Origin of the sequence: Epilithonimonas mollis, assembly GCF_900142325.1 — a bacterium.
Taxonomy (GTDB): Bacteria; Bacteroidota; Bacteroidia; order Flavobacteriales; family Weeksellaceae; genus Epilithonimonas; species Epilithonimonas mollis.
The window spans coordinates 24,173-42,482 of the sequence record NZ_FRAM01000002.1 but is presented as its reverse complement, the minus strand read 5'-3'; the positions used below and the strand labels follow the sequence as shown (position 1 = coordinate 42,482).

Here is an 18,310-nt window from a genome sequence, read left to right as displayed (position 1 = left end):
ATGAATTAAACAGCCAAGTTTAAAAGCCTGTCCGCCATTTTGCCGTCCTCTGTAAAAAGGTACTCATTAGCTATAAAAGTTTCTTTCAGGGCTTCGGGGCTGGTTTGGTATTCGTATTCCTGCTCCAATGATTTGTATAAATGGCGGTTTAATATATTTAGAATTTCTTGTACCCAGCCGTCCAATTTTTCTAATTCACGGTCGATATTTGGAAAATCCCTTTTATACACGGAAGACCAATAATAATCAAGGGTAAAATCTAACCAATACCCTCTGTTGGGTGTGTCTGTATGCCAAGAACAATCTATTGTTCCGTTTAATATAAGGGCAATAACTCGTTTATCACACGGACAAGGGGCAAAATCAAATTCAAGGGTCGGAGCAAACTCTTTCCATTTTCCCTGCTTAATTCCCTCGATAAATTTTTCGGCATCTATCCTGCTTTTAAAGGTACTGCCGTCGCCTTGTGACCAAAATCCACTAAAATAAATACCGTCTTCGTGTATATCTATCCCAATGGTTTTGGCTATCTCCGTAAAATCCTCATATTGGGTGTTGTACCAATTCCAAAACTCCACATTGAAATATTGATATTTCTCAAATGCAAGTTCCTTAGCTTCTTTGCTTAATTCCTCTATACTGTAAAGGTTTATTGATATGCTTTTCATAACTATTGTATTAATTGATGTAACGAAAATTTTTGCGACCAAAATGCCTCGCTGGTGTGTTTGCCGTATGCTGTATAATTGGCTGTTCCGTCCGCACGTAATACAAGCCTGTGGCAATCCAAACGATTTTCGGGAATGGCAAATGTGTCCTGCTCTCCCTTATCAAGCTCCACAAATACCCATTCTTTATTTCCGAGTATCTTCTCGATGTCGGGCTGGTCGTTTTCTCCTGTCCTGTAAAAGCCTATTGCGGTATCATAAAAGTTCATTGATTGGAAGTGATAACTTCCCTTTAATGGTGTTACTAATGCCAGGCGTTTAGCCTGCTCCGCTTTCCATTCTTCGGATAGGTGGATTATTGCAAATTCGCAATAATCCCACTCGCTGCTGGTGTCCGCTTTTACCAAAATATGTCCTGTTGCTTTAGCTGATAATTTCATTGTTCTAAATTTTGATTTTATTAAAATGATTTTCGATTTTACGCTCCAGCAAGGTTTCGAGTATTTCGCACTCGCTGTCGTATTCCTTGCCCTCAAAATGGTAGGTGTCTGTCGCTTCGTCTAATGTAAAGCTGTCAATGTCCTGCTGGTCTAAACTAATGTTCGTTAATACGCCGTCTTCAAATATGGCTTTGCCGTATTCCTTACAACCTAATTCCTCATACTCCAGCGTAAAATCTACCTTAAAATGCTCCGCTATCCGCTTCACGGTTTCCGTGTTGGGGGTGTACTTCGTTTCGTAATGAAACTCGTTTGTTAAACCCTCATACTGTTCAATATTGAAGAAATAATCTCCCTCACTATCCTGTAAGAAATCGGGTAACTGTCCTACGTCCTCAATTCTCTGACTATCTGCCATAGATTTGAATATCCTGTTTATCTGTTCGATTGCTTTCGGGTGTCCGTTGAAAACAACCGTATTATTGCACCAATTCGCCATAATTATTTATCGTTTAAGGTTACTTTTAATAAAGGCTCATTCCCGAAAATGAGGTGTATAGCCTGTTTTAGATTGGGTGTACATTCTTCTGTCTGTGCGTATTCAATAAGGCAGTTTGTCGCAAATATTGAATTGTGTCCGTCAAAAAAATGGTCTGCAAACCAACGGGGCTTTTTGAGTAGCTTGTCCTCGTTTTTCTCTATTACCCTGTGTGCATTCTGTACAAGCCAATACCAAAAATCTGCGGTAAAAAATCCCCCTTTAAACCAACCCTCTCTAAAGTCTGTTTCATTTTGCAGGAAGTAATCACACTGCTTTTTTATAGCGTTCTGAATGTTCGCCATTTCTTCGGGGAATAGTCTGCAAAGCAATTCGCCTCTGTCTAAATTGTCCATTTTATGTAATGCTTTCATATCTCTTGTTTTTAGTGGGCTACCACCGTTTAAGGCGGTAGCCTGTGTTAATATTTAATTGAAGTTTAGGATTTCCGCACCGTCTAACGCAAAGGCGGTACATAGTTCAAATGCCTTTTGTGATTTCAGTTGTGCCGTGCCTCCTAATACAATGGATTGTAGTTTGGCTTCGTCGTCCCTGTATTTGCGTACATTCTGAAAATATCCCGTTACGGCGTTGTATGCTCCGAACAAAGTACCCTTTGTGGTGTTCATTAGCTGGGTTTCGCTTTCCATTGCGTATTGTAGTGCGTTTTCTACGGTGTTTTTAAACACGGTGGAAACTTCATCTTCTGCACCTTTTCGGAGTAGCTCCAGCGTTTCCTTGTTCGGGCAAAGGGCTAATTGGATTAGCTTTTTAACTTCTCGGTCTGTTGCTCTTATTTTCGACCATTGGTTGAAAATACCCTCTAACTGATTGCTCAAAGTGTTTGCAAGCCCCATTATCTTGTGGGCGTTCTCAATACGTTGTTTTGCTCCTGAAGTGTGTTTAATCCGCACAACGTTTGTCATATTCCGTAAAGAAGCGTTTAGGGTATTTTGGCAAACTATTCTCACGGGTGTAAACGCTGCCGTAATACTTCCGCTACCGTCGTGGCTGTTTGTTAGGAAAATGTATTTTTCCGTTACGTCGTCGCCGTTTCCTACACGGATATAGTCAGGCAATTTTGCAGTAATAAAAATACGTTCTCCCTTGCCTAATGCTCCAGCCGTTTCGTATAAAATGCCGTCGCCTCCGCCTACAATAGCATCAAAGAAATTGAATGCTTCACGGTTTTGTACGATGTGATAGTCTTTACCGACTACGCCTAAAACTGCGTTGTTATCGGTGCGAATGTTGGCAAAGAAATTAGGCACTTCTAATTCTGTACTGCCGAACTCGATGCCGTTGGGTGTTTCGATTAGTCCTGCACCTTTTGTAAATAGTGGGGCTTTCTCTACTTCGTAATTAAGACCTGCGTGTATGATTGCTTCCGCACTTGTGGGGTATTGCTCTACAATCTGCCCAAGCCCGTGCCACGCTTTTTGCTTTACAGAAAAGAAACTGTGTTTTCCTGTTCTCTCGTTGTAATTGATGTTGTGTGCCATTTTGTTAAAATTTTGATGTTAAAGAATTATTGATTTTATTTTTTTTGATTTATTCGGTAATGAGAGGAGGTGCTGTTTCGTTTCATTACCATTTTCAATGCTTATAATTTTCATAACTGACATTTTTTTTATTCGTCCAAAGAGCCGGAGTATGCTATGTTTCGTTTCACGAGCATTAAAGGTTCGTGTTTAGCCGACACAAGGTTTTGGAAAACAAATACTACCCAAGGGGTGGAGATTTTTTTCCAAACTTGCTTGACCTTTTGGCGGCGTTAAGAACACGGAAATACCTTTGCTCTTGAAATGGGACAATAGTGCATACAGGCTTCTTTGAATAAAAAAAATGTGGAAGCCGAGAAAATTGCATTAGAAAATGGTCTGTCTTGAATTGAAATAATACTTTCTATTTCCCTGAATAGATAAATGTTTTAGTGGTAGTAGTGTGGCTCTCAAAGCCACACCTAACAGGGATTTTAAAAATGCCGGAAAGTGGAATGAGCGGAGGGCGTTTTTCAAATTTCTGTTTCAGAAATAGCCGAAAGCTCTTTTACTGCGAGGGGATTAGAAAGGGCGGTAAATGTGCTTTGGCGAATGAGGTATGGGCAAAAAAAAACAGAGCCGTCAAGCTCTGTTTAATTCTGTTGATTAAGAAAACACTTTATTTATACCGCATTTGCAGTCTTTAATATAGGAGTGTCCTTTTGTTCCATTTTGATAATAAAAGCATCCTCCATAGCCTTAAATTTAGGCGAAACCAAATCCATATCCTTACTGATTTTTTGGCTGGTAATCTTCGCATAAATCTGTGTGGTAGATATATTTTTATGCCCCATCATTTTGCTAAGACTTTCGAGAGGTACGCCCTCGGTCAAAAACATTGTACCGAAAGTATGCCTTGCCGTGTGGAAAGTTACTTTTTGCTCTGTAATAATTTCGGCGGCTTCAATCAATTTAGCAACGTGTTTATTACAAGTTGCATTCGTCGGAATGGGAAAGATAAATGAATTACGGGTTACATCAATATACTTTTCAACGATACGCTTAGGGATTTCCAATAACCGAACATTGGAAGCAATGTCCGTTTTCTTTCTCCTGCTTATAATCCATTCGTGACCGTCAAAGAAAGTTTGAATATTATTCCTTTTCAGTTTTTTAATATCCGAATACGCAAGCCCTGTGAAACAACTGAAAATAAAAAGGTCTTTTACAACTTCATATCGTAGGTGCGGTAGTTCGCTCATCATAAGTTTTTCAACGTCCTCTTTTAGTATGTAACCTCTGTCGGTTTCTTGCATACTGATTTCGTAATCCTCAAAAGGATAATCACGTATCAGACCTTTTTTGATTGCCAACTGTGCCAAAGCCAAGACAGGCATTGTGTACACCCAAATAGTATTATGGCTTAACTGTAAATCATAGCGGAGGTAAAAATCAAACTCACGGATAAAATCGTTATTCAATTCACGAAAAGCCATATCGTCACGATGATACCGTAACTCTATAAAGTTGGAAAGATGATTGTAAACTGTGATGTACTTATTGTAAGTACCCTCCGAACGTTCTTCCTTTTCGACCAATTTTTTAAATTGTTCGTTCTGGTCGTTGAAAACCTTTAGGATAGCATCGTCCATTACACCAACACCCAAAAAGGCGAGCTTCACTTTCTGTGAAGTAGCAAAGCCCTCGTGTTTGAGCATATCTTCATAAATCGCATCAATACGACCTCGAATGTTGTCTAATTTCTTGTTTACTTTTAATGCTTCTGCACTTTTGCCTAAAACTCTACCAAACTTTAAGTCCCAATTATCTGCGTTAATTTCTAACTTTGTTCCGAAAGTTTTAGGTACTCCGTCAATGGTAATACGTGCCATAATCGGGGCATTACCGTTCTTTTTTGGTTCGTTCTTTTTCAGGTAGAAAAGCAATTTAAACGTTGACCTTTTTGTCTGTTCCATAACCACAATGTTTAATGTTTAAAATTAAATTACATTGAGTTACAAGGAAACGTAAAAAGGGGTGCAAAAGACTGAAATATAAACAGTTAGATTTGAGTAGTTACCGACTGAATTGGTAACGATTTAGGAACCTAACTTTGTATTTTCAAGCCCAAAACCTATCGGACAGAGAGTTCTCAAAAAAGACTACACTTTTATAAAGCATTGTATAATAACAGGTTTAACCGTTTTGCTTATCTTTGCATTTTAATAATCTTTTTTAATAAAAATAAATATTGTAGTCTATTGTTGTAGTTCGGTATTATGGGGAAAACTAAAAGATGATTATTTTATCACAAGAAATGCATAGTAATGAGTAGGTTTTTAACATTAATTTAATATTGAAAATCAAATTATTATCATTGTTATTAACAAATGTTTGTAATTCTAAAAACTGCTTTTTATTAGAAACAATTTTGCGGATAAAACAAATGAATCTCCACAAAAAGTTTTTTTAAAATCTGAATTACTTTTCCTGAAAAATATTGCATTACGAAAAATAGATTAATTTTAAAAGGATTATTTAATAGAACTTATCCACAGGTTTTCTGACAACTTCTAACATTATATTATCTTATTTTCAATAATATTAAAAGTCGTTTGTTTAAATATTATAATAATCAAAATTATGTTGATATGTCAATATTTAATATTGAAAATAATTATTAATTATACTAAATATCGTACCAACGATTATAAAAATATGTAGTAATTTTATATGATTAAAAATGATAATGAAATTTAAAATGGAATTGTTAACTAATGTTCCGTTTTATTATATAAAATAATAAGTAAAAAAAATGAAAAAGATAGCAATAGCCGCTGACCATGCCGGTTTTGAATATAAAGAACTTATAAAAAAATATTTAGAAGGGAAGGTTGAAATCAAAGATTATGGAACCTACTCTACCGATTCTGTAGATTACCCGGATTTTGTACATCCAGCCGCAACTTCTATAGAAAATGGTGAAAACGAATTAGGAATATTGATTTGCGGAAGCGGAAACGGCGTTCAAATCACTGCAAACAAGCATCAGAAAATCCGTTGTGCACTTTGCTGGATGCCAGAAATTGCTTCATTAGCAAGACAACACAACGATGCGAATATGATTTCGATTCCGGCAAGATTTATTTCAAAGGAATTGGCTTTCGAGATTGTAGATAAGTTCCTGACAACAGATTTTGAAGGTGGCAGACACCAAAACAGAGTTGATAAAATAGCATTTTGCTAGACCAATAAAAGGACTGAAGTGACATCACTTCAGGCTTATTTTAAAAGTTATATCTTTGCAACGCATTTCACAGAGAAAGTTCTTTCTCACGAAACCAAAAATTAACACAAGGTTTCCAAAACTCCCCTATTTTATTTTATCTTTATTGATGATTAATTACTGCAAATCTCAGTAAATTTTAAAATGATTAAAGCTTTATTTTCTTTTTTGATGATTTTTTCCTTTTTGTGTTTATCAGCACAGGAAAATGATTCTTTAAAAGGAAATGAAATACAGAATATTGTTTTTATAAGAGAGTCAAAAGATTGTAAAAAAGATTATAACGAAGAAAAGAAGTTGTATGAAAAACAAGTACAAGAGCTTAATACTTTTAATTTCGAAACTCTATTTGACGAACTTTTTAAACTGGAAGAATTCCATCAAATAAATTCAGATTCAAGAAAAATACTTGTCTTGAATCTGCAGTATATAACAATAACTTATGGATGTGGAAATAGTCCATATTATGAATGCCAGCATTTTGAGAAAAATATTTCTGATGTAGTAATTATTAAATTATGGTCGAAGAATAATTTTAAGAAAGTTCAGAATTTTTTCAATAATAAGATGATTATACCTTTACTTGGAATGCCTTTTTCATCCTTTGAAGATAATATGAAAATTCAGAAAAATTATTTAGTAAATTATAAAATAAAAACCTTATACAAAGGTACTTACAATGATTTAGAGAATAAAAACCAGACATTCTATTATTCATCAAATCAAAAATTTGACGAAAATGTAGAAATAAAAATAGACAAAAATAAAATATTAGTAGGAAAATATTTGAATCTAAACCTAAATATTTTTCCTACTGATCACAAAAATTTATCTAACGTCTATCTTGTAAAATTTTTAATATCTGATGAAGAAAAAAATATTGTTGAAAAGCAATTGTTTTATCAATATAAAAATAAAAAGTGGATTACTTTAGATGAAAACATATAAGAAACAATGAAAAACAAAAAACATACGTCTCATAAAAACGAACAGAAACTTCAGGATATTGGAAGGAAAATTCTGCGTTTTATGAATCAGAAAACATCCAAAATCTACAATTACAAACAGATTGCAGAAGGGATAGATTATAAAAATCCAAGACAGAGAGAGTTGGTGATTCAGGCGCTTCACAGGTTGCAGGCGACTCAGAAAATCAAAGAAACAGAGAAAGGAAAATATATTGTCAATGTCAATATCGAAGGAACCTTGACAGGCATTATAGATTTCAATCAATCAGGAAATGCCTATGTAAAAGTTGACGGTATGCCAGATGATATTTTCATTCACCAAAAAAATGTAAAAGACGCGTTGCAAGGCGACAAAGTACTTTTGGTCACTTATAACTTCAAAGGTAAAAAAGTAGAAGGTTCTGTGGTCGAGGTTTTGGAACGCGCCAAAGACACTTTCGTTGGGATTTTCCAGCAGATTGCAGAGAAAGATTTCGGATTTGTAGTTTTTGACAAGAAGACAATGAATACGGATATGTTCATTTCCAAAAATCATTTCAATGGTGCAGAAGATGGCGACAAAGTCATTGCTAAAATGCGCGAATGGCGATCAGGAAGCAAGAATCCGGAAGGCGAAATTGTTACCGTTCTTGGAATACCTGGCGACCACGAAACCGAGATTCATTCCATTTTGGCGGAATATGGCTTACCATATAACTTCGAGCCGGAAGTGGAGCACGACGCAGACAAGATTGATAGAAGTATCAATGCAGAAGAGGTCGCAAAACGTTTGGATATGCGTGATATATGCACATTTACTATTGACCCAAAAGATGCGAAAGATTTCGATGATGCCTTGTCAATTCAGAAACTGGAGAACGGACTTTGGCAAATCGGTGTTCACATTGCGGACGTTTCGCATTACGTGAAACCTGGAACCATTCTGGACGATGAAGCATACAAAAGAGCAACGTCCGTTTATCTGGTAGATAGAGTAGTGCCGATGCTTCCGGAGGTTTTGAGTAATGATGTTTGCTCACTGCGTCCAAATGAAGATAAGTTTACGTTCTCAGCGGTTTTTGAGCTAGATGAAGACGCAAAAATTCATAAACAATGGTTTGGCAGAACGGTGATTCATTCCGATAGAAGATTTGCTTACGAAGAAGCGCAGGAAAGAATCGAAACTGGTGAAGGCGATTTGGTTGAGGAAATTCTTCAACTAGATAAATTGGCGAAAATAATGAGAGCTGAAAGAATCCGAAACGGCGCAATTACCTTTGACAGAAGCGAAGTAAGATTCAATCTGGATGAAAATAACAAACCGATTGGTGTTTACTTCAAAGTCAGCAAAGATTCCAACCATTTGATTGAGGAATTTATGCTTTTGGCGAACAAAAAAGTATCAGAATTTATTTCGTTAAACAAAAGAAATGAACCAACCGGAAATACTTTCATTTATAGAATTCACGATGACCCGGACCCGGCGAAACTGACGGCTTTAAGAGATTTCGTTGGAACTTTCGGTTACAAAATGGATTTAGCAAATACCCAGAAAGTCGCTGAATCTCTGAATAAATTATTGAGTGATGTCAAAGGAAAAGGTGAAGAAAATATGATTGAAACGCTGGCGATGAGAAGTATGAGCAAAGCCGTTTATTCCACCGACCCGATTGGCCATTACGGACTTGGCTTCGAGTATTATTCACATTTCACATCGCCTATCCGTCGTTATCCCGATTTGATTGCGCACAGATTGCTTCAGCATTATTTAGATGGCGGAAAATCGCCAAACAAAGATGTGGTGGAAGAGCAGGCCAAGCATTGTTCTGCAATGGAAAGATTGGCTTCTGAAGCAGAGAGAGAAAGTATTAAATTTATGCAGGTCAAGTTTATGGAAGACCACGTTGGAGAAGTTTTCTCAGGCGTTATTTCCGGTGTTTCCGACTATGGTTTCTGGGTAGAAATCCCTGAAAATGGCGCAGAGGGAATGATAAAACTCCGTGATTTGGTGGATGATTCTTACTCATTAGATTCAAAAAATTATGCGATTATAGGTTCCAGAACAGGCAATACTTACCAGCTCGGAGACGAGGTAAAAATAAAAGTTGTAAAAGCGAATCTGATTGCAAAACAGTTGGATTTTAAGATTATTAATGATTAAAAAATTTCATCAAAATTGATTTCCTAAAACTTTAGAAATCAATTTTGATGAAATTTAAACATTGCTTTAAATTTTAAATCTCTATTTTTACAGCCGGTTCTGAAATTTAAATCGAATGCTCGAACTCATTTTATACGCTGTCGGATTAGGAGTCATGCTAAGTCTGGTCTTCATCGGACCCATTTTTTTCCTGCTGATAGAAACCAGTTTTTCACGAGGTCCCAGACATGCGATTGCCTTGGATATTGGTGTAGTTTCCGCTGATTTACTTTGCATCATTGTCAGTTATTATGCCAGCGCAGACCTGGTTAGTTTAATAGACAAACATCCCGGATTCTACCGGATTTCCGCATTTCTGATTCTGATTTACGCCATTTATATGCTGCTTTCAAGAACCAAAATGCACATCGAAGGCGAAGAAAAACTCATCGACCAAAATTATTTCAAAACATTTCTAAACGGATTTTTGCTCAACTTACTTAACATCGGCGTCGTCCTTTTCTGGCTTGTAACTGTAGTTTCTGTCCGAAATGCCTATCCAAGAGTTCAGGATTTTGTACTCTATATTGGCATTGTGATTGGAACTTATTTGCTCATCGATTTGTCCAAAATCCTTTTAGCAAAACAATTCCACGACAAACTAAATCAACGGGTTGCGAATAAAATCCGAAAAGCGGTAGGCTGTATTTTAGTCTTATTCAGTTTCTTTATTTTTCTTCAAAGCTTCAAAAAATTCAATAAGTTCGATGAGAAGTTAGAAAAAGCAGAAAAGCAGCAGCCTAAAATTAAGTAAGAATTGGCGCTTCATTTGCCTAATTTATCCTGAGCTTGTTAAAGGATTCTCAAAACCTAACGAACATTAAAACTAATTCCTTTCCTTAGCGAAGTGCTTTTGTGAGCCTAAAATATTTTCAATAAATTCCAAAAATCTTTGCGACCTTTGCGTTCAAACAACATCAGACACAAATGCAGGACATCACTTTTCCCAAATCACTTAAAAAAGGAGACAAAATTGCCATTATTTCCCCAGCTGGTTCTGTCGAGATTCCGCAATTAGATAAAACATTGGAATTAATAAAATCCAAAGGTTACGAACCTATTTTAGGCGAAAATCTCTACATAAAATACCAAAACGGCTATTCATACGCGGGAACAGAAAAAGAACGGATTAACGATATCAATTGGGCTTTGAACGACCCGGAAACTTCTGCGGTCTGGACTTCGAGAGGTGGTTACGGTTGTCAGCATTTGGTTCAGCATTTAGATTTGAAAGAATTCAGGAAGAATCCGAAATGGTATATTGGCTATTCCGACAATACAGTTATTCAGAGTTATTTGTTGAAAAAAGGTTTTGCGTCCATCCACGGACAGACGATTAAAACATCCAGCTTTGGGGTTACAGAAGAAAGCTATGAATTAATTTTCGATATTCTGAAAGGTAAAAAACTCAATTACAAAATCGATTCCAATCCAGATAACAGAGTGGGAGAGACATCCGGAATTCTGGTTGGCGGTAATCTCGCTTTGATTTATGCACTTTTGGGAACGCCATATTCTTTCGATTTTACAGATAGAATATTATTCATAGAAGACATCGGCGAAAATTTCTACGCTCTTGACAGAATGATTATGAGTTTAGAATTAGCAGGTGTTTTAAAAAAAATAAAAGGTTTAATCGTTGGCGGAATGACCAATATGGGCAAGGAAAATGAAAACAAAGAATACGAAGAATCCTTCGACTCCTTCGCTTATCAATTGATTGCCAACAGAATTTCCAAATATGATTTTCCCACTGTTTTTGGCTTTCCAAACGGGCATATTTTTGACAATCGACCATTGATTATTGGTTCAGAAATTAATCTGAAAGCTGAAAAAAAAGTTCAGGTAGATTTCAAAAATTCATAATCTTTAATTTCTGATATATGGCAGAACACAACGAATTTGGAAAGATCGCAGAAGATCTTGCTGTCGATTTTCTTGTCAAGAATAAATATAAAATTCTTGTCCGCAATTTCCGTTATCTGAAAGCTGAAGTGGATATTATTGCAGAGTTTGAAAATCAAATCATTATTGTAGAAGTAAAAGCCAGAAACACAGATGCTTTTCTGGAACCTCAGGATGCGGTTAACAAAAAGAAAATTAAATTGTTGATTTCTGCGGCCAACTATTTCATTGAAGAAAATAATGTCGATAAAGAAGTTAGATTCGACATCATTTCAGTCCTTCCAAACAAACAAAAAACTTTGGAAATCCACCATTTTATAGATGCCTTCCAAAGTTTTGAAATATAATTTTGAGGTAGAAGTTTAGAGGTTTTTAGGTAGTAGAATAGTAAACTAAAACCTGCGACCTACAATCTTAAATCTATTTTATCTCTACACATCCAACTCTTCCTCCTGCATTTCCAGTAGGTTGCGTATGAAAATCATCAACGCCGGCGTGGATAACCAGAGATTTTCCTATGATGTTTTTAGCAGGATCGTCGCAACCAAGACACCATTTATCCGTTGTAAAAATCAATTGTGCCTGTCCGTTTTTGTCGGCTTCCAGGTTACCGATATCACCCATATGAAAGTGTTCGGATTCCCATTTTCCGTGCATTGTTTTATCAGGGTTCCAGTGTCCGCCTGCAGAGGAAGCATCGGTTGCGCTGCAGTTTCCGAACTCGTGGATATGAACGGCGTGAAGTCCGGGTGTTAATTTGAAAACGCTAAGATCCATTTCCACTTTGCCTTTTTTCTGAGTGAAATTGGCTGTTCCCTGCGTCTCAGTATAAGACTTTGGACGGACAATGTATTGTTTTGAAACTGTTTTACAGGAAGCTAGTGTCAGTCCTGCAATACCAACAAGTAGTAGATTTTTCATTTCGTTTAGTTTATTTGTTGTTTTTCGATATAACAAATTTAAAGCCAATATCGTAAGGAATGGTTTTACGTGGAACATTACGGTTCGGGTGACAATTTCAACCGTTCGGTTATAATTAATTTAATATTATTATCAGCCGGAATATCTTTGATCAAAATTAAACTTATGACGACTCATCGCAGGATTCTGATGCTTTTCACCTTATTGACCGGCATCGCACTTTGGTCACAGATCACCATTTCCGGAAAGGTAACTTATAAAAATAAAGCGTTGAAGGATATCAGTGTAACGCTAAAAGATACTTATGACGGCGCAACCACCGACGCAAATGGAAATTATTCTTTTACAACAACTGAGACAGGTGATAAGACTTTGCTTTTTTCAGGAAAAGATTATGATGAGGTAGAAATTCCTGTAAAAATTGAAGGAAAAGATATTGCAATGAATGCAAATCTAAAGCAACAAATCAACGAAATCAATGCAGTTGTGATTACAGCAGGAAGTATAGAAGCCAGTGATAAGAAGCGTGCAACCGCTCTGCTGACACCTTTGGATGTTTATACAACAGCCGGCGCAAACGGACAGATTTCGTCCGCTTTGGGTTATCTGCCGGGTGTTCAGAAAGTGGGAGAGAGCGAGGGTTTATTCGTGCGAGGCGGAACTGGTGCTGAAACTAAAATCTTCATCGATGGGAATCTGGTCAATAATTATTTCACCAATTCGGTTCCGGGAATTGCAGGAAGAGACCGTTTTAATACGTCATTATTTAAAGGAAATGTGTTTTCAAGTGGTGGTTATTCTGCAGTTTACGGGCAGGCTTTGTCTTCGGTTTTGATTTTGGAAAGTGTGGATCTGCCGGATACAACATCATTTGATTTCGGGGTTTCCCCGATTTTTCTGAGTGCCAATTATCAAAAACTAAATCAGGAAAAAACTGCTTCCTGGGGCGTTGCCGGAGGTTACTCGAATCTTGGACTCATGGGAAAATTATTCAATTTCAATACAGATTTTGATAAATTTCCGCAAGGTTATGGGTTTGACGGCAACTTCAGAATTAAAACTAAAAAAGGAGGTTTCATTAAATATTACGGAAGCGTCGATGAGAATAAAATGGCAGTTGGTTCTGAGAGTCTGGAGAAAGATTCTGACAGAAATATGGTGAAATTAGAAGGACAGAATATGTATCATAATTTGTCATATAAAGAGAAATTCGGGAAATATCTTCTGAATATAGGCACGTCTTATACCTACAATTCCAGCGATTTGAACTTTTCAACTTTTAAAGATAATGTTGAGCTTTCCAATACGCCAATCAACAACCAATCCAATTACATCAATGCAAAAGCTGTTATCGAAAGAAAAATCAACAGAGCGAGTGTTGTTCGTGCAGGTTTTGAACTGAATAATGCGGATGAAACAATGAAATACGGCACTTTCGGACGCAATTATAAAGATTTGATTTCAGCAGGATTTGCAGAAACGGATTTGATTTTTACTAATAATCTAACCGCAAAGATCGGAGCGAGAACAGAACATTCATCTTATCTCGGCAAATGGAATTTCTCTCCAAGAGCTGCTTTAGCTTACAGAATTTCGAAAGACTGGACTACGTCTTTTGCGTACGGAATGTTCTATCAGAATCCGGAAAGCAAATATCTTTACAGAAAGAATTTTGATTTCCAGAGAGCAGACCATTATATCTTTCAGGTTCAGAAAAATTCGGATGGAAGAAGTCTGAGGTTCGAAGCGTTTTATAAGGAATACAAAAGCCTTATTAAAACAACTTCCTATGTCCAAGACAGTCTGATGACCGGTAATCAAGATCAGTATTTTCAGGTTGCCAAAGATAACGGAGGGAAAGGCTATGCAAAAGGCATTGAACTATTCTGGAGAGACAAAAAAACCTTCAAAGATATCGATTACTGGCTGACTTATTCTTATCTTGATTCCAAAAGAGACTTCTTAAACTATCCTTTTAGTTTAGCGCCTAATTTTGCTTCGAAACATACCTTCAATGCGGTTGCCAAGAAGTTTGTAATGGACTGGAAAACGGGATTTAATTTGTCTTATACTTATTCCAAAGGAAGACCATATTACGATATCGTCGCTCAAAACGGAGACAACTTCGTTCGCCATCAAGGGAAATTAAAAGATTACAGCGGACTGAACTTCAGCATCAATTATGTGCCGAGTGTTGGTAAGAAAGATTCTAAATCGTTTACAGTTTTTGTGTTGAGTATCAATAATATCCTGGGAAATAAAAATGTTTACGGGTTCAATTATTCTGCTGATGGCGCAAGCAGAACTGCCGTGAGGCCACCGGTTAATACGCTTGTTTTTGTGGGTGTTTTCGTCAGTTTCGGTGTTGATAAAACGAATGATGCCATTAATAATAATTTATAAAAGAAGATAGATAATAGAGAAAAGATAAAAACTAATAATCAGCTGTTTATTGTGTTACACATTGAGCTAATAAAGTAGATTTACCAATTAATTTTAAATAAATCATCGTTTTAATTACAATTCAGTCATCAAAAATTACGGTTCAGGAGAATAAAATTTAAACCAACCGAAACTCATTATATCTTTGAATCAGAAATTAAACCAACAAAAAAATATAATCAAATGAAAAAATTAATCTTAACCATCAGCCTTTCTTTAATAGGATTTACAGCATTTGCCCAAACTGCTTATGAAAAAGCAATGACAGAGAAGATCGCTAAAGTAGAAGAGCACAAAAAACCCGACGAATTCACGGCTTTAGCGAATGATTTTGACAGAATCGGAACCAAAGAAAATACGCAGTGGTTACCTTACTACTACGCTGCGTTTGCAACTATTCAGAAGGGAAGGATCCTGATGCGTGGCGATGACAAATCCGGATTGGATGCTGTGGCAGCTGAAGCCGAGAGATACATTGCAAAATCAGAAGTTTTGAGTGCTAACAATGCAGAATTGTACATCCTGAAAAAAATGACCAGCGGACTCAGAATGATGGCAGACCCGATGTCCAGATATATGAGCGAAGCACCTGTTGCACAGCAGGCTCTGGCAAAAGCTCAGGAATTGGATCCTAATAACCCGAGAATCACGATTTTACAGGCAGAAGATGCTTATTTCACGCCGGAACAATTCGGAGGAAGCAAAGAAAAAGGTCTTGAATTATTCAAAAAAGCGATTGAGCAGTTCGGGACTTACAAATCAAAATCTTCCCTGGATCCGAAATGGGGAAAAGCGGAAGCGGAATATCTTCTTAGTCAGAAATAAAGCATATAATTGTTAAAGAAGTTTTCGCCTTTTGGGATAAAATTAAAGCCAGCCGGTACCCGGCTGGCTTTGCTTTATGAAAAACTTCCTGCATATTGTTTTTGAGGCAGTTTCGCTGTTCTCTTTTCTGCAGGCTATCCAGGCATGCAGTGTTTTGATACGGAACGTTACCGGAAGATTAACGGTATATCCTGCGTCTGACCGTTTTGATACATTCTCTACGAAAAAAGACAGATACTACAAAACCCATAAACACAAAAAAACCATCACATTTCTGTGATGGTTTGCTCCTCTTGCTGGGCTCGAACCAGCGACCCTCTGATTAACAGTCGGTTTTATTGTGTTTTATTATAATTTGCTTAATCTTTATTATGCTTTATTTTCTTTGATTATCAATTGTTTACAAATATTTTTCTTGTACAGTATTTTATAATATTTTACTTTTGGAGGGCAAATGTTCGTGAAATGTTCGTGAAAAAATTTTTGTAAAACACGAGAAACAGGAACATCTGAAAAAAATGTTCGTGAAAAACGATAAAAATTGACACAAAATGGTAAGTTACACCTTTACACTTGCTCCAAAAGCGAATAAAACAGGGGAGAGAAGTATCATAATTTCATTTATAAAAGACCGCAAAAACACAAGTCTTTCAATCGGGAAAACTTGCAAGGAGAAGGACTGGAGTTTTGACGCTTGTCGTCTGAAAACTTCGCATCCCAATCACGCTAACCTCAACAAATTTATTGAGCGCAGAATTAAGATCATTGACGAGATTATCGACGATTTCGATAAAAATGGAATCTACTTCACGCTTCCTGATCTCATCAATAAACTAAAGACGAGCAGCGGACAAAGGATTTCCTTAACCTATACGAGTTTCCACGAAGATTTGATTAGAAATCTCTTGGCATCGGATAAAACTGGAACAGCGAAAGTGGAAAAAGATACTCTGAATGCGCTGCAACGGTTCTTTGGCAAAAAAGACATTAGCTTTAATGAATTGGATTATTCTAACTTGAAAAAATTTGAAGTCTATTGCATTTCTCGCGGGAATAGGGAGTCCAGTATCGCGATTAGAATGCGGACTTTGCGTTCGGTTTTTAATCAAGCCATTAGAAACCAAGTAATTACGGAAAAACAATATCCTTTTAGGCAATATAAAATTTCAAAACTGAAGGAAAGTGGGAAAAAGGAGTATCTGAATGAAGAAGAAATAGAAAAACTCAAGAAATATGAGCCAGAAGACGAAAAACTTTCTTTTGCAAAAGATATGTTTTTGTTCAGTTATTATGCAAGAGGAATCAACTTTTTGGATTTGATTAAGTTGGAAAAAAAATTCTTGAATATTGATCGTATTGATTATATCCGCAGTAAAACAGGCGTTCCGGTGAGTTTTAAAATCAATGATTACGCTCGGAATATCATGGAAAAATACAAATCCGAAGACAGTTCAAAGTTCATTTTCAACATAATGAATACCGAAAAGCCAACGCAGATTTACCTAAAAAACAGATCCAAAAAAGTGCTGACCTATTATGTGAATATGCAGTTAAAAGAAATAATGAAAGAACTGCAAATCAAGAAGAATATCTCTTATTACTGCGCCCGTCACTCGTTTGCCACAGTTTTGAAGTTCAATAATATTTCAATTGAGACTATCCGCGAAGCACTTGGGCAAAAAGATATAAAATCTACAATGTCTTATTTAAACAGTCTTCCGGATAATAAATTGGATAAGATTATTGACGAGGTTTTGAAGTAAGAGTATTTGTTTAATATTTTAGCAAAACCCTTTCCCTTAAATCATTTCCCAATTGAGGCTGTTGATTTTATCTTTCAGTCTTTTAAGAGTTTCAATTATTTCAGAAAAAGTTGGTCTGTTTTCGCCATAAACCATTTCTTCTCGCATTTTGGCATAATCTTTTTCCCATAATTCAATGATATTTTCTGGTGGAATAGGGTTTATTGTGGCTGGCCTGTGCAGGCTATAGTCGATACCGGAGATTTTGGCAAACTCCATTCTGTGCTTTACAATGGTTTCATAGAGTTCCTTATTCTGTAGGGCACTTTCTGCATATTCTGTTTTTGAAAGAGCATATAGATCGTACAAATGGCTGCTGAGCCGATCTACCCTTATTTTTTCAGCGGTTTTCTGAAACTCTTCATGCAGAAGGAAAATTTTTTCTAAAAAAGTCCTTTCCGGATTAACGGATGGTATTTCTTTGCTTTTCTCCGAAAAACTCTGCTCTGGATATTCATCATCAACCATCGCGGAAATTTTTTTCATAGTAAATGGCTCAATCAATGAACGGCACCCGACTTCTATTTGAACTCTCGGCTTCAGATATTCCGTAACTTCAATTATATTTGGATAAAAAATATTGATAATACGAGGATCCTGATCGGAATCCTGGGTTTCGGCCAACGAGAAAGTGACATTTTCCAAGCCTTTCTCTTTAAATTTTTCCTGTAATTCTAAATAAAAAACCTCGCTGATATATTGGCCGGAAGCCTTCCTTAATTTGGTTTTCTTGTTTTTAGCCAAATTTCCTTCGAAGCCAAGAAACTCTCTTTCGATGGCCAAATCAATGTCTTCGGAAAACCTTTCTATGAGGTTCCACGCCTTGCTCAGCGAGGTGCCACCTTTGAAAACCAA

18 protein-coding genes are annotated in these 18,310 nt (G+C 36.5%); 10 read left to right on the top strand and 8 right to left on the bottom strand.

Translation table 11 applies throughout. The features are described 5' to 3' along the window. Positions 1-5: 5 nt before the first annotated feature. The 6 genes from BUA97_RS07630 to BUA97_RS07605 all read right to left on the bottom strand — a co-directional run bounded on the left by BUA97_RS07630 (position 6) and on the right by BUA97_RS07605 (position 5,103). A complete protein-coding gene (locus tag BUA97_RS07630) occupies positions 6-668 on the bottom strand; it encodes a hypothetical protein (protein ID WP_072997271.1) in 663 nt (220 codons plus the stop codon). Between the two features lie 2 nt (positions 669-670). Then, positions 671-1,108 carry a hypothetical protein gene (locus tag BUA97_RS07625; protein WP_072997270.1) on the bottom strand — a complete coding sequence of 146 codons (438 nt, stop codon included), beginning with the start codon at positions 1,106-1,108 and terminating at the stop codon, positions 671-673. A 4-nt stretch (positions 1,109-1,112) separates the two neighbouring features. After that, a complete protein-coding gene (locus BUA97_RS07620) occupies positions 1,113-1,607 on the bottom strand; it encodes a DUF1281 family ferredoxin-like fold protein (protein WP_072997269.1) in 495 nt (164 codons plus the stop codon). A 2-nt stretch (positions 1,608-1,609) separates the two neighbouring features. Continuing rightward, entirely contained in the window at positions 1,610-2,020 is a 411-nt protein-coding gene (locus tag BUA97_RS07615; RefSeq protein ID WP_072997268.1) for a hypothetical protein, read from the bottom strand. Between the two features lie 54 nt (positions 2,021-2,074). Continuing rightward, positions 2,075-3,148, bottom strand: a complete 1,074-nt coding sequence (locus BUA97_RS07610) for a DUF932 domain-containing protein (protein WP_072997267.1) — start codon at positions 3,146-3,148, stop codon at positions 2,075-2,077. Positions 3,149-3,810: 662 nt separating this feature from the next. Further along, positions 3,811-5,103 carry a site-specific integrase gene (locus tag BUA97_RS07605; RefSeq protein WP_072997266.1) on the bottom strand — a complete coding sequence of 431 codons (1,293 nt, stop codon included), beginning with the start codon at positions 5,101-5,103 and terminating at the stop codon, positions 3,811-3,813. 839 nt (positions 5,104-5,942) lie between these two features. On the opposite strand from BUA97_RS07605, the gene rpiB reads away from it, so the two are divergent. From rpiB to BUA97_RS07575, 6 genes are all read left to right on the top strand, one after another. Continuing rightward, on the top strand, positions 5,943-6,374 hold the full coding sequence (rpiB, locus tag BUA97_RS07600) for a ribose 5-phosphate isomerase B (protein ID WP_072997265.1): 432 nt from the start codon (positions 5,943-5,945) through the stop codon (positions 6,372-6,374). Between the two features lie 183 nt (positions 6,375-6,557). Further along, positions 6,558-7,361, top strand: coding sequence for a hypothetical protein (locus BUA97_RS07595; protein ID WP_072997264.1), 804 nt, complete (start codon positions 6,558-6,560; stop codon positions 7,359-7,361). Between the two features lie 6 nt (positions 7,362-7,367). Continuing rightward, complete coding sequence (gene rnr, locus BUA97_RS07590) at positions 7,368-9,521, top strand: ribonuclease R (RefSeq protein WP_072997263.1); 2,154 nt, start codon at positions 7,368-7,370, stop codon at positions 9,519-9,521. A gap of 115 nt (positions 9,522-9,636) precedes the next feature. Continuing rightward, entirely contained in the window at positions 9,637-10,314 is a 678-nt protein-coding gene (locus BUA97_RS07585) for a LysE family translocator (RefSeq protein WP_072997262.1), read from the top strand. 173 nt (positions 10,315-10,487) lie between these two features. After that, entirely contained in the window at positions 10,488-11,426 is a 939-nt protein-coding gene (locus BUA97_RS07580; protein ID WP_072997261.1) for a S66 peptidase family protein, read from the top strand. 17 nt (positions 11,427-11,443) lie between these two features. Then, positions 11,444-11,812 carry a YraN family protein gene (locus BUA97_RS07575; RefSeq protein ID WP_072997260.1) on the top strand — a complete coding sequence of 123 codons (369 nt, stop codon included), beginning with the start codon at positions 11,444-11,446 and terminating at the stop codon, positions 11,810-11,812. A 73-nt stretch (positions 11,813-11,885) separates the two neighbouring features. Here the strand turns inward: BUA97_RS07575 and BUA97_RS07570 are convergent, their stop codons facing one another. Continuing rightward, positions 11,886-12,386: a superoxide dismutase family protein gene (locus BUA97_RS07570; protein ID WP_072997259.1), complete on the bottom strand. Its 501-nt coding sequence runs from the start codon at positions 12,384-12,386 to the stop codon at positions 11,886-11,888. Between the two features lie 165 nt (positions 12,387-12,551). On the opposite strand from BUA97_RS07570, the gene BUA97_RS07565 reads away from it, so the two are divergent. The 4 genes from BUA97_RS07565 (at position 12,552) to BUA97_RS07550 (ending at position 17,416) form a co-directional block, all read left to right on the top strand. Beyond that, complete coding sequence (locus BUA97_RS07565; protein ID WP_245795859.1) at positions 12,552-14,789, top strand: TonB-dependent receptor; 2,238 nt, start codon at positions 12,552-12,554, stop codon at positions 14,787-14,789. Positions 14,790-15,011: 222 nt separating this feature from the next. Further along, positions 15,012-15,653, top strand: a complete 642-nt coding sequence (locus tag BUA97_RS07560; protein WP_072997258.1) for a hypothetical protein — start codon at positions 15,012-15,014, stop codon at positions 15,651-15,653. Between the two features lie 76 nt (positions 15,654-15,729). Next, the gene (locus BUA97_RS07555; RefSeq protein ID WP_072997257.1) at positions 15,730-15,933 is read left to right on the top strand and encodes a hypothetical protein; all 204 of its coding nucleotides are present in this window, start codon (positions 15,730-15,732) and stop codon (positions 15,931-15,933) included. Positions 15,934-16,204: 271 nt separating this feature from the next. Next, positions 16,205-17,416, top strand: coding sequence for a site-specific integrase (locus BUA97_RS07550; protein ID WP_072997256.1), 1,212 nt, complete (start codon positions 16,205-16,207; stop codon positions 17,414-17,416). Positions 17,417-17,452: 36 nt separating this feature from the next. Here the strand turns inward: BUA97_RS07550 and BUA97_RS07545 are convergent, their stop codons facing one another. Next, entirely contained in the window at positions 17,453-18,310 is an 858-nt protein-coding gene (locus BUA97_RS07545) for a nucleotidyl transferase AbiEii/AbiGii toxin family protein (RefSeq protein WP_245795857.1), read from the bottom strand.

Excerpts from the sequence above, each read along its gene's own strand:
- BUA97_RS07570 (WP_072997259.1), bottom strand. The coding sequence starts at position 12,386 with ATGAAAAATCTACTACTTGTTGGTATTGCAGGACTGACACTAGCTTCC.
- BUA97_RS07575 (WP_072997260.1), top strand. The coding sequence starts at position 11,444 with ATGGCAGAACACAACGAATTTGGAAAGATCGCAGAAGATCTTGCTGTC.
- BUA97_RS07615 (WP_072997268.1), bottom strand. The coding sequence starts at position 2,020 with ATGAAAGCATTACATAAAATGGACAATTTAGACAGAGGCGAATTGCTT.
- BUA97_RS07610 (WP_072997267.1), bottom strand. The coding sequence starts at position 3,148 with ATGGCACACAACATCAATTACAACGAGAGAACAGGAAAACACAGTTTC.
- BUA97_RS07550 (WP_072997256.1), top strand. The coding sequence starts at position 16,205 with ATGGTAAGTTACACCTTTACACTTGCTCCAAAAGCGAATAAAACAGGG.
- BUA97_RS07560 (WP_072997258.1), top strand. The coding sequence starts at position 15,012 with ATGAAAAAATTAATCTTAACCATCAGCCTTTCTTTAATAGGATTTACA.
- BUA97_RS07620 (WP_072997269.1), bottom strand. The coding sequence starts at position 1,607 with ATGGCGAATTGGTGCAATAATACGGTTGTTTTCAACGGACACCCGAAA.
- rnr (WP_072997263.1), top strand. The coding sequence starts at position 7,368 with ATGAAAAACAAAAAACATACGTCTCATAAAAACGAACAGAAACTTCAG.
- BUA97_RS07595 (WP_072997264.1), top strand. The coding sequence starts at position 6,558 with ATGATTAAAGCTTTATTTTCTTTTTTGATGATTTTTTCCTTTTTGTGT.
- BUA97_RS07555 (WP_072997257.1), top strand. The coding sequence starts at position 15,730 with ATGAAAAACTTCCTGCATATTGTTTTTGAGGCAGTTTCGCTGTTCTCT.
- BUA97_RS07625 (WP_072997270.1), bottom strand. The coding sequence starts at position 1,108 with ATGAAATTATCAGCTAAAGCAACAGGACATATTTTGGTAAAAGCGGAC.
- rpiB (WP_072997265.1), top strand. The coding sequence starts at position 5,943 with ATGAAAAAGATAGCAATAGCCGCTGACCATGCCGGTTTTGAATATAAA.
- BUA97_RS07585 (WP_072997262.1), top strand. The coding sequence starts at position 9,637 with ATGCTCGAACTCATTTTATACGCTGTCGGATTAGGAGTCATGCTAAGT.
- BUA97_RS07605 (WP_072997266.1), bottom strand. The coding sequence starts at position 5,103 with ATGGAACAGACAAAAAGGTCAACGTTTAAATTGCTTTTCTACCTGAAA.
- BUA97_RS07565 (WP_245795859.1), top strand. The coding sequence starts at position 12,552 with ATGACGACTCATCGCAGGATTCTGATGCTTTTCACCTTATTGACCGGC.
- BUA97_RS07580 (WP_072997261.1), top strand. The coding sequence starts at position 10,488 with ATGCAGGACATCACTTTTCCCAAATCACTTAAAAAAGGAGACAAAATT.
- BUA97_RS07630 (WP_072997271.1), bottom strand. The coding sequence starts at position 668 with ATGAAAAGCATATCAATAAACCTTTACAGTATAGAGGAATTAAGCAAA.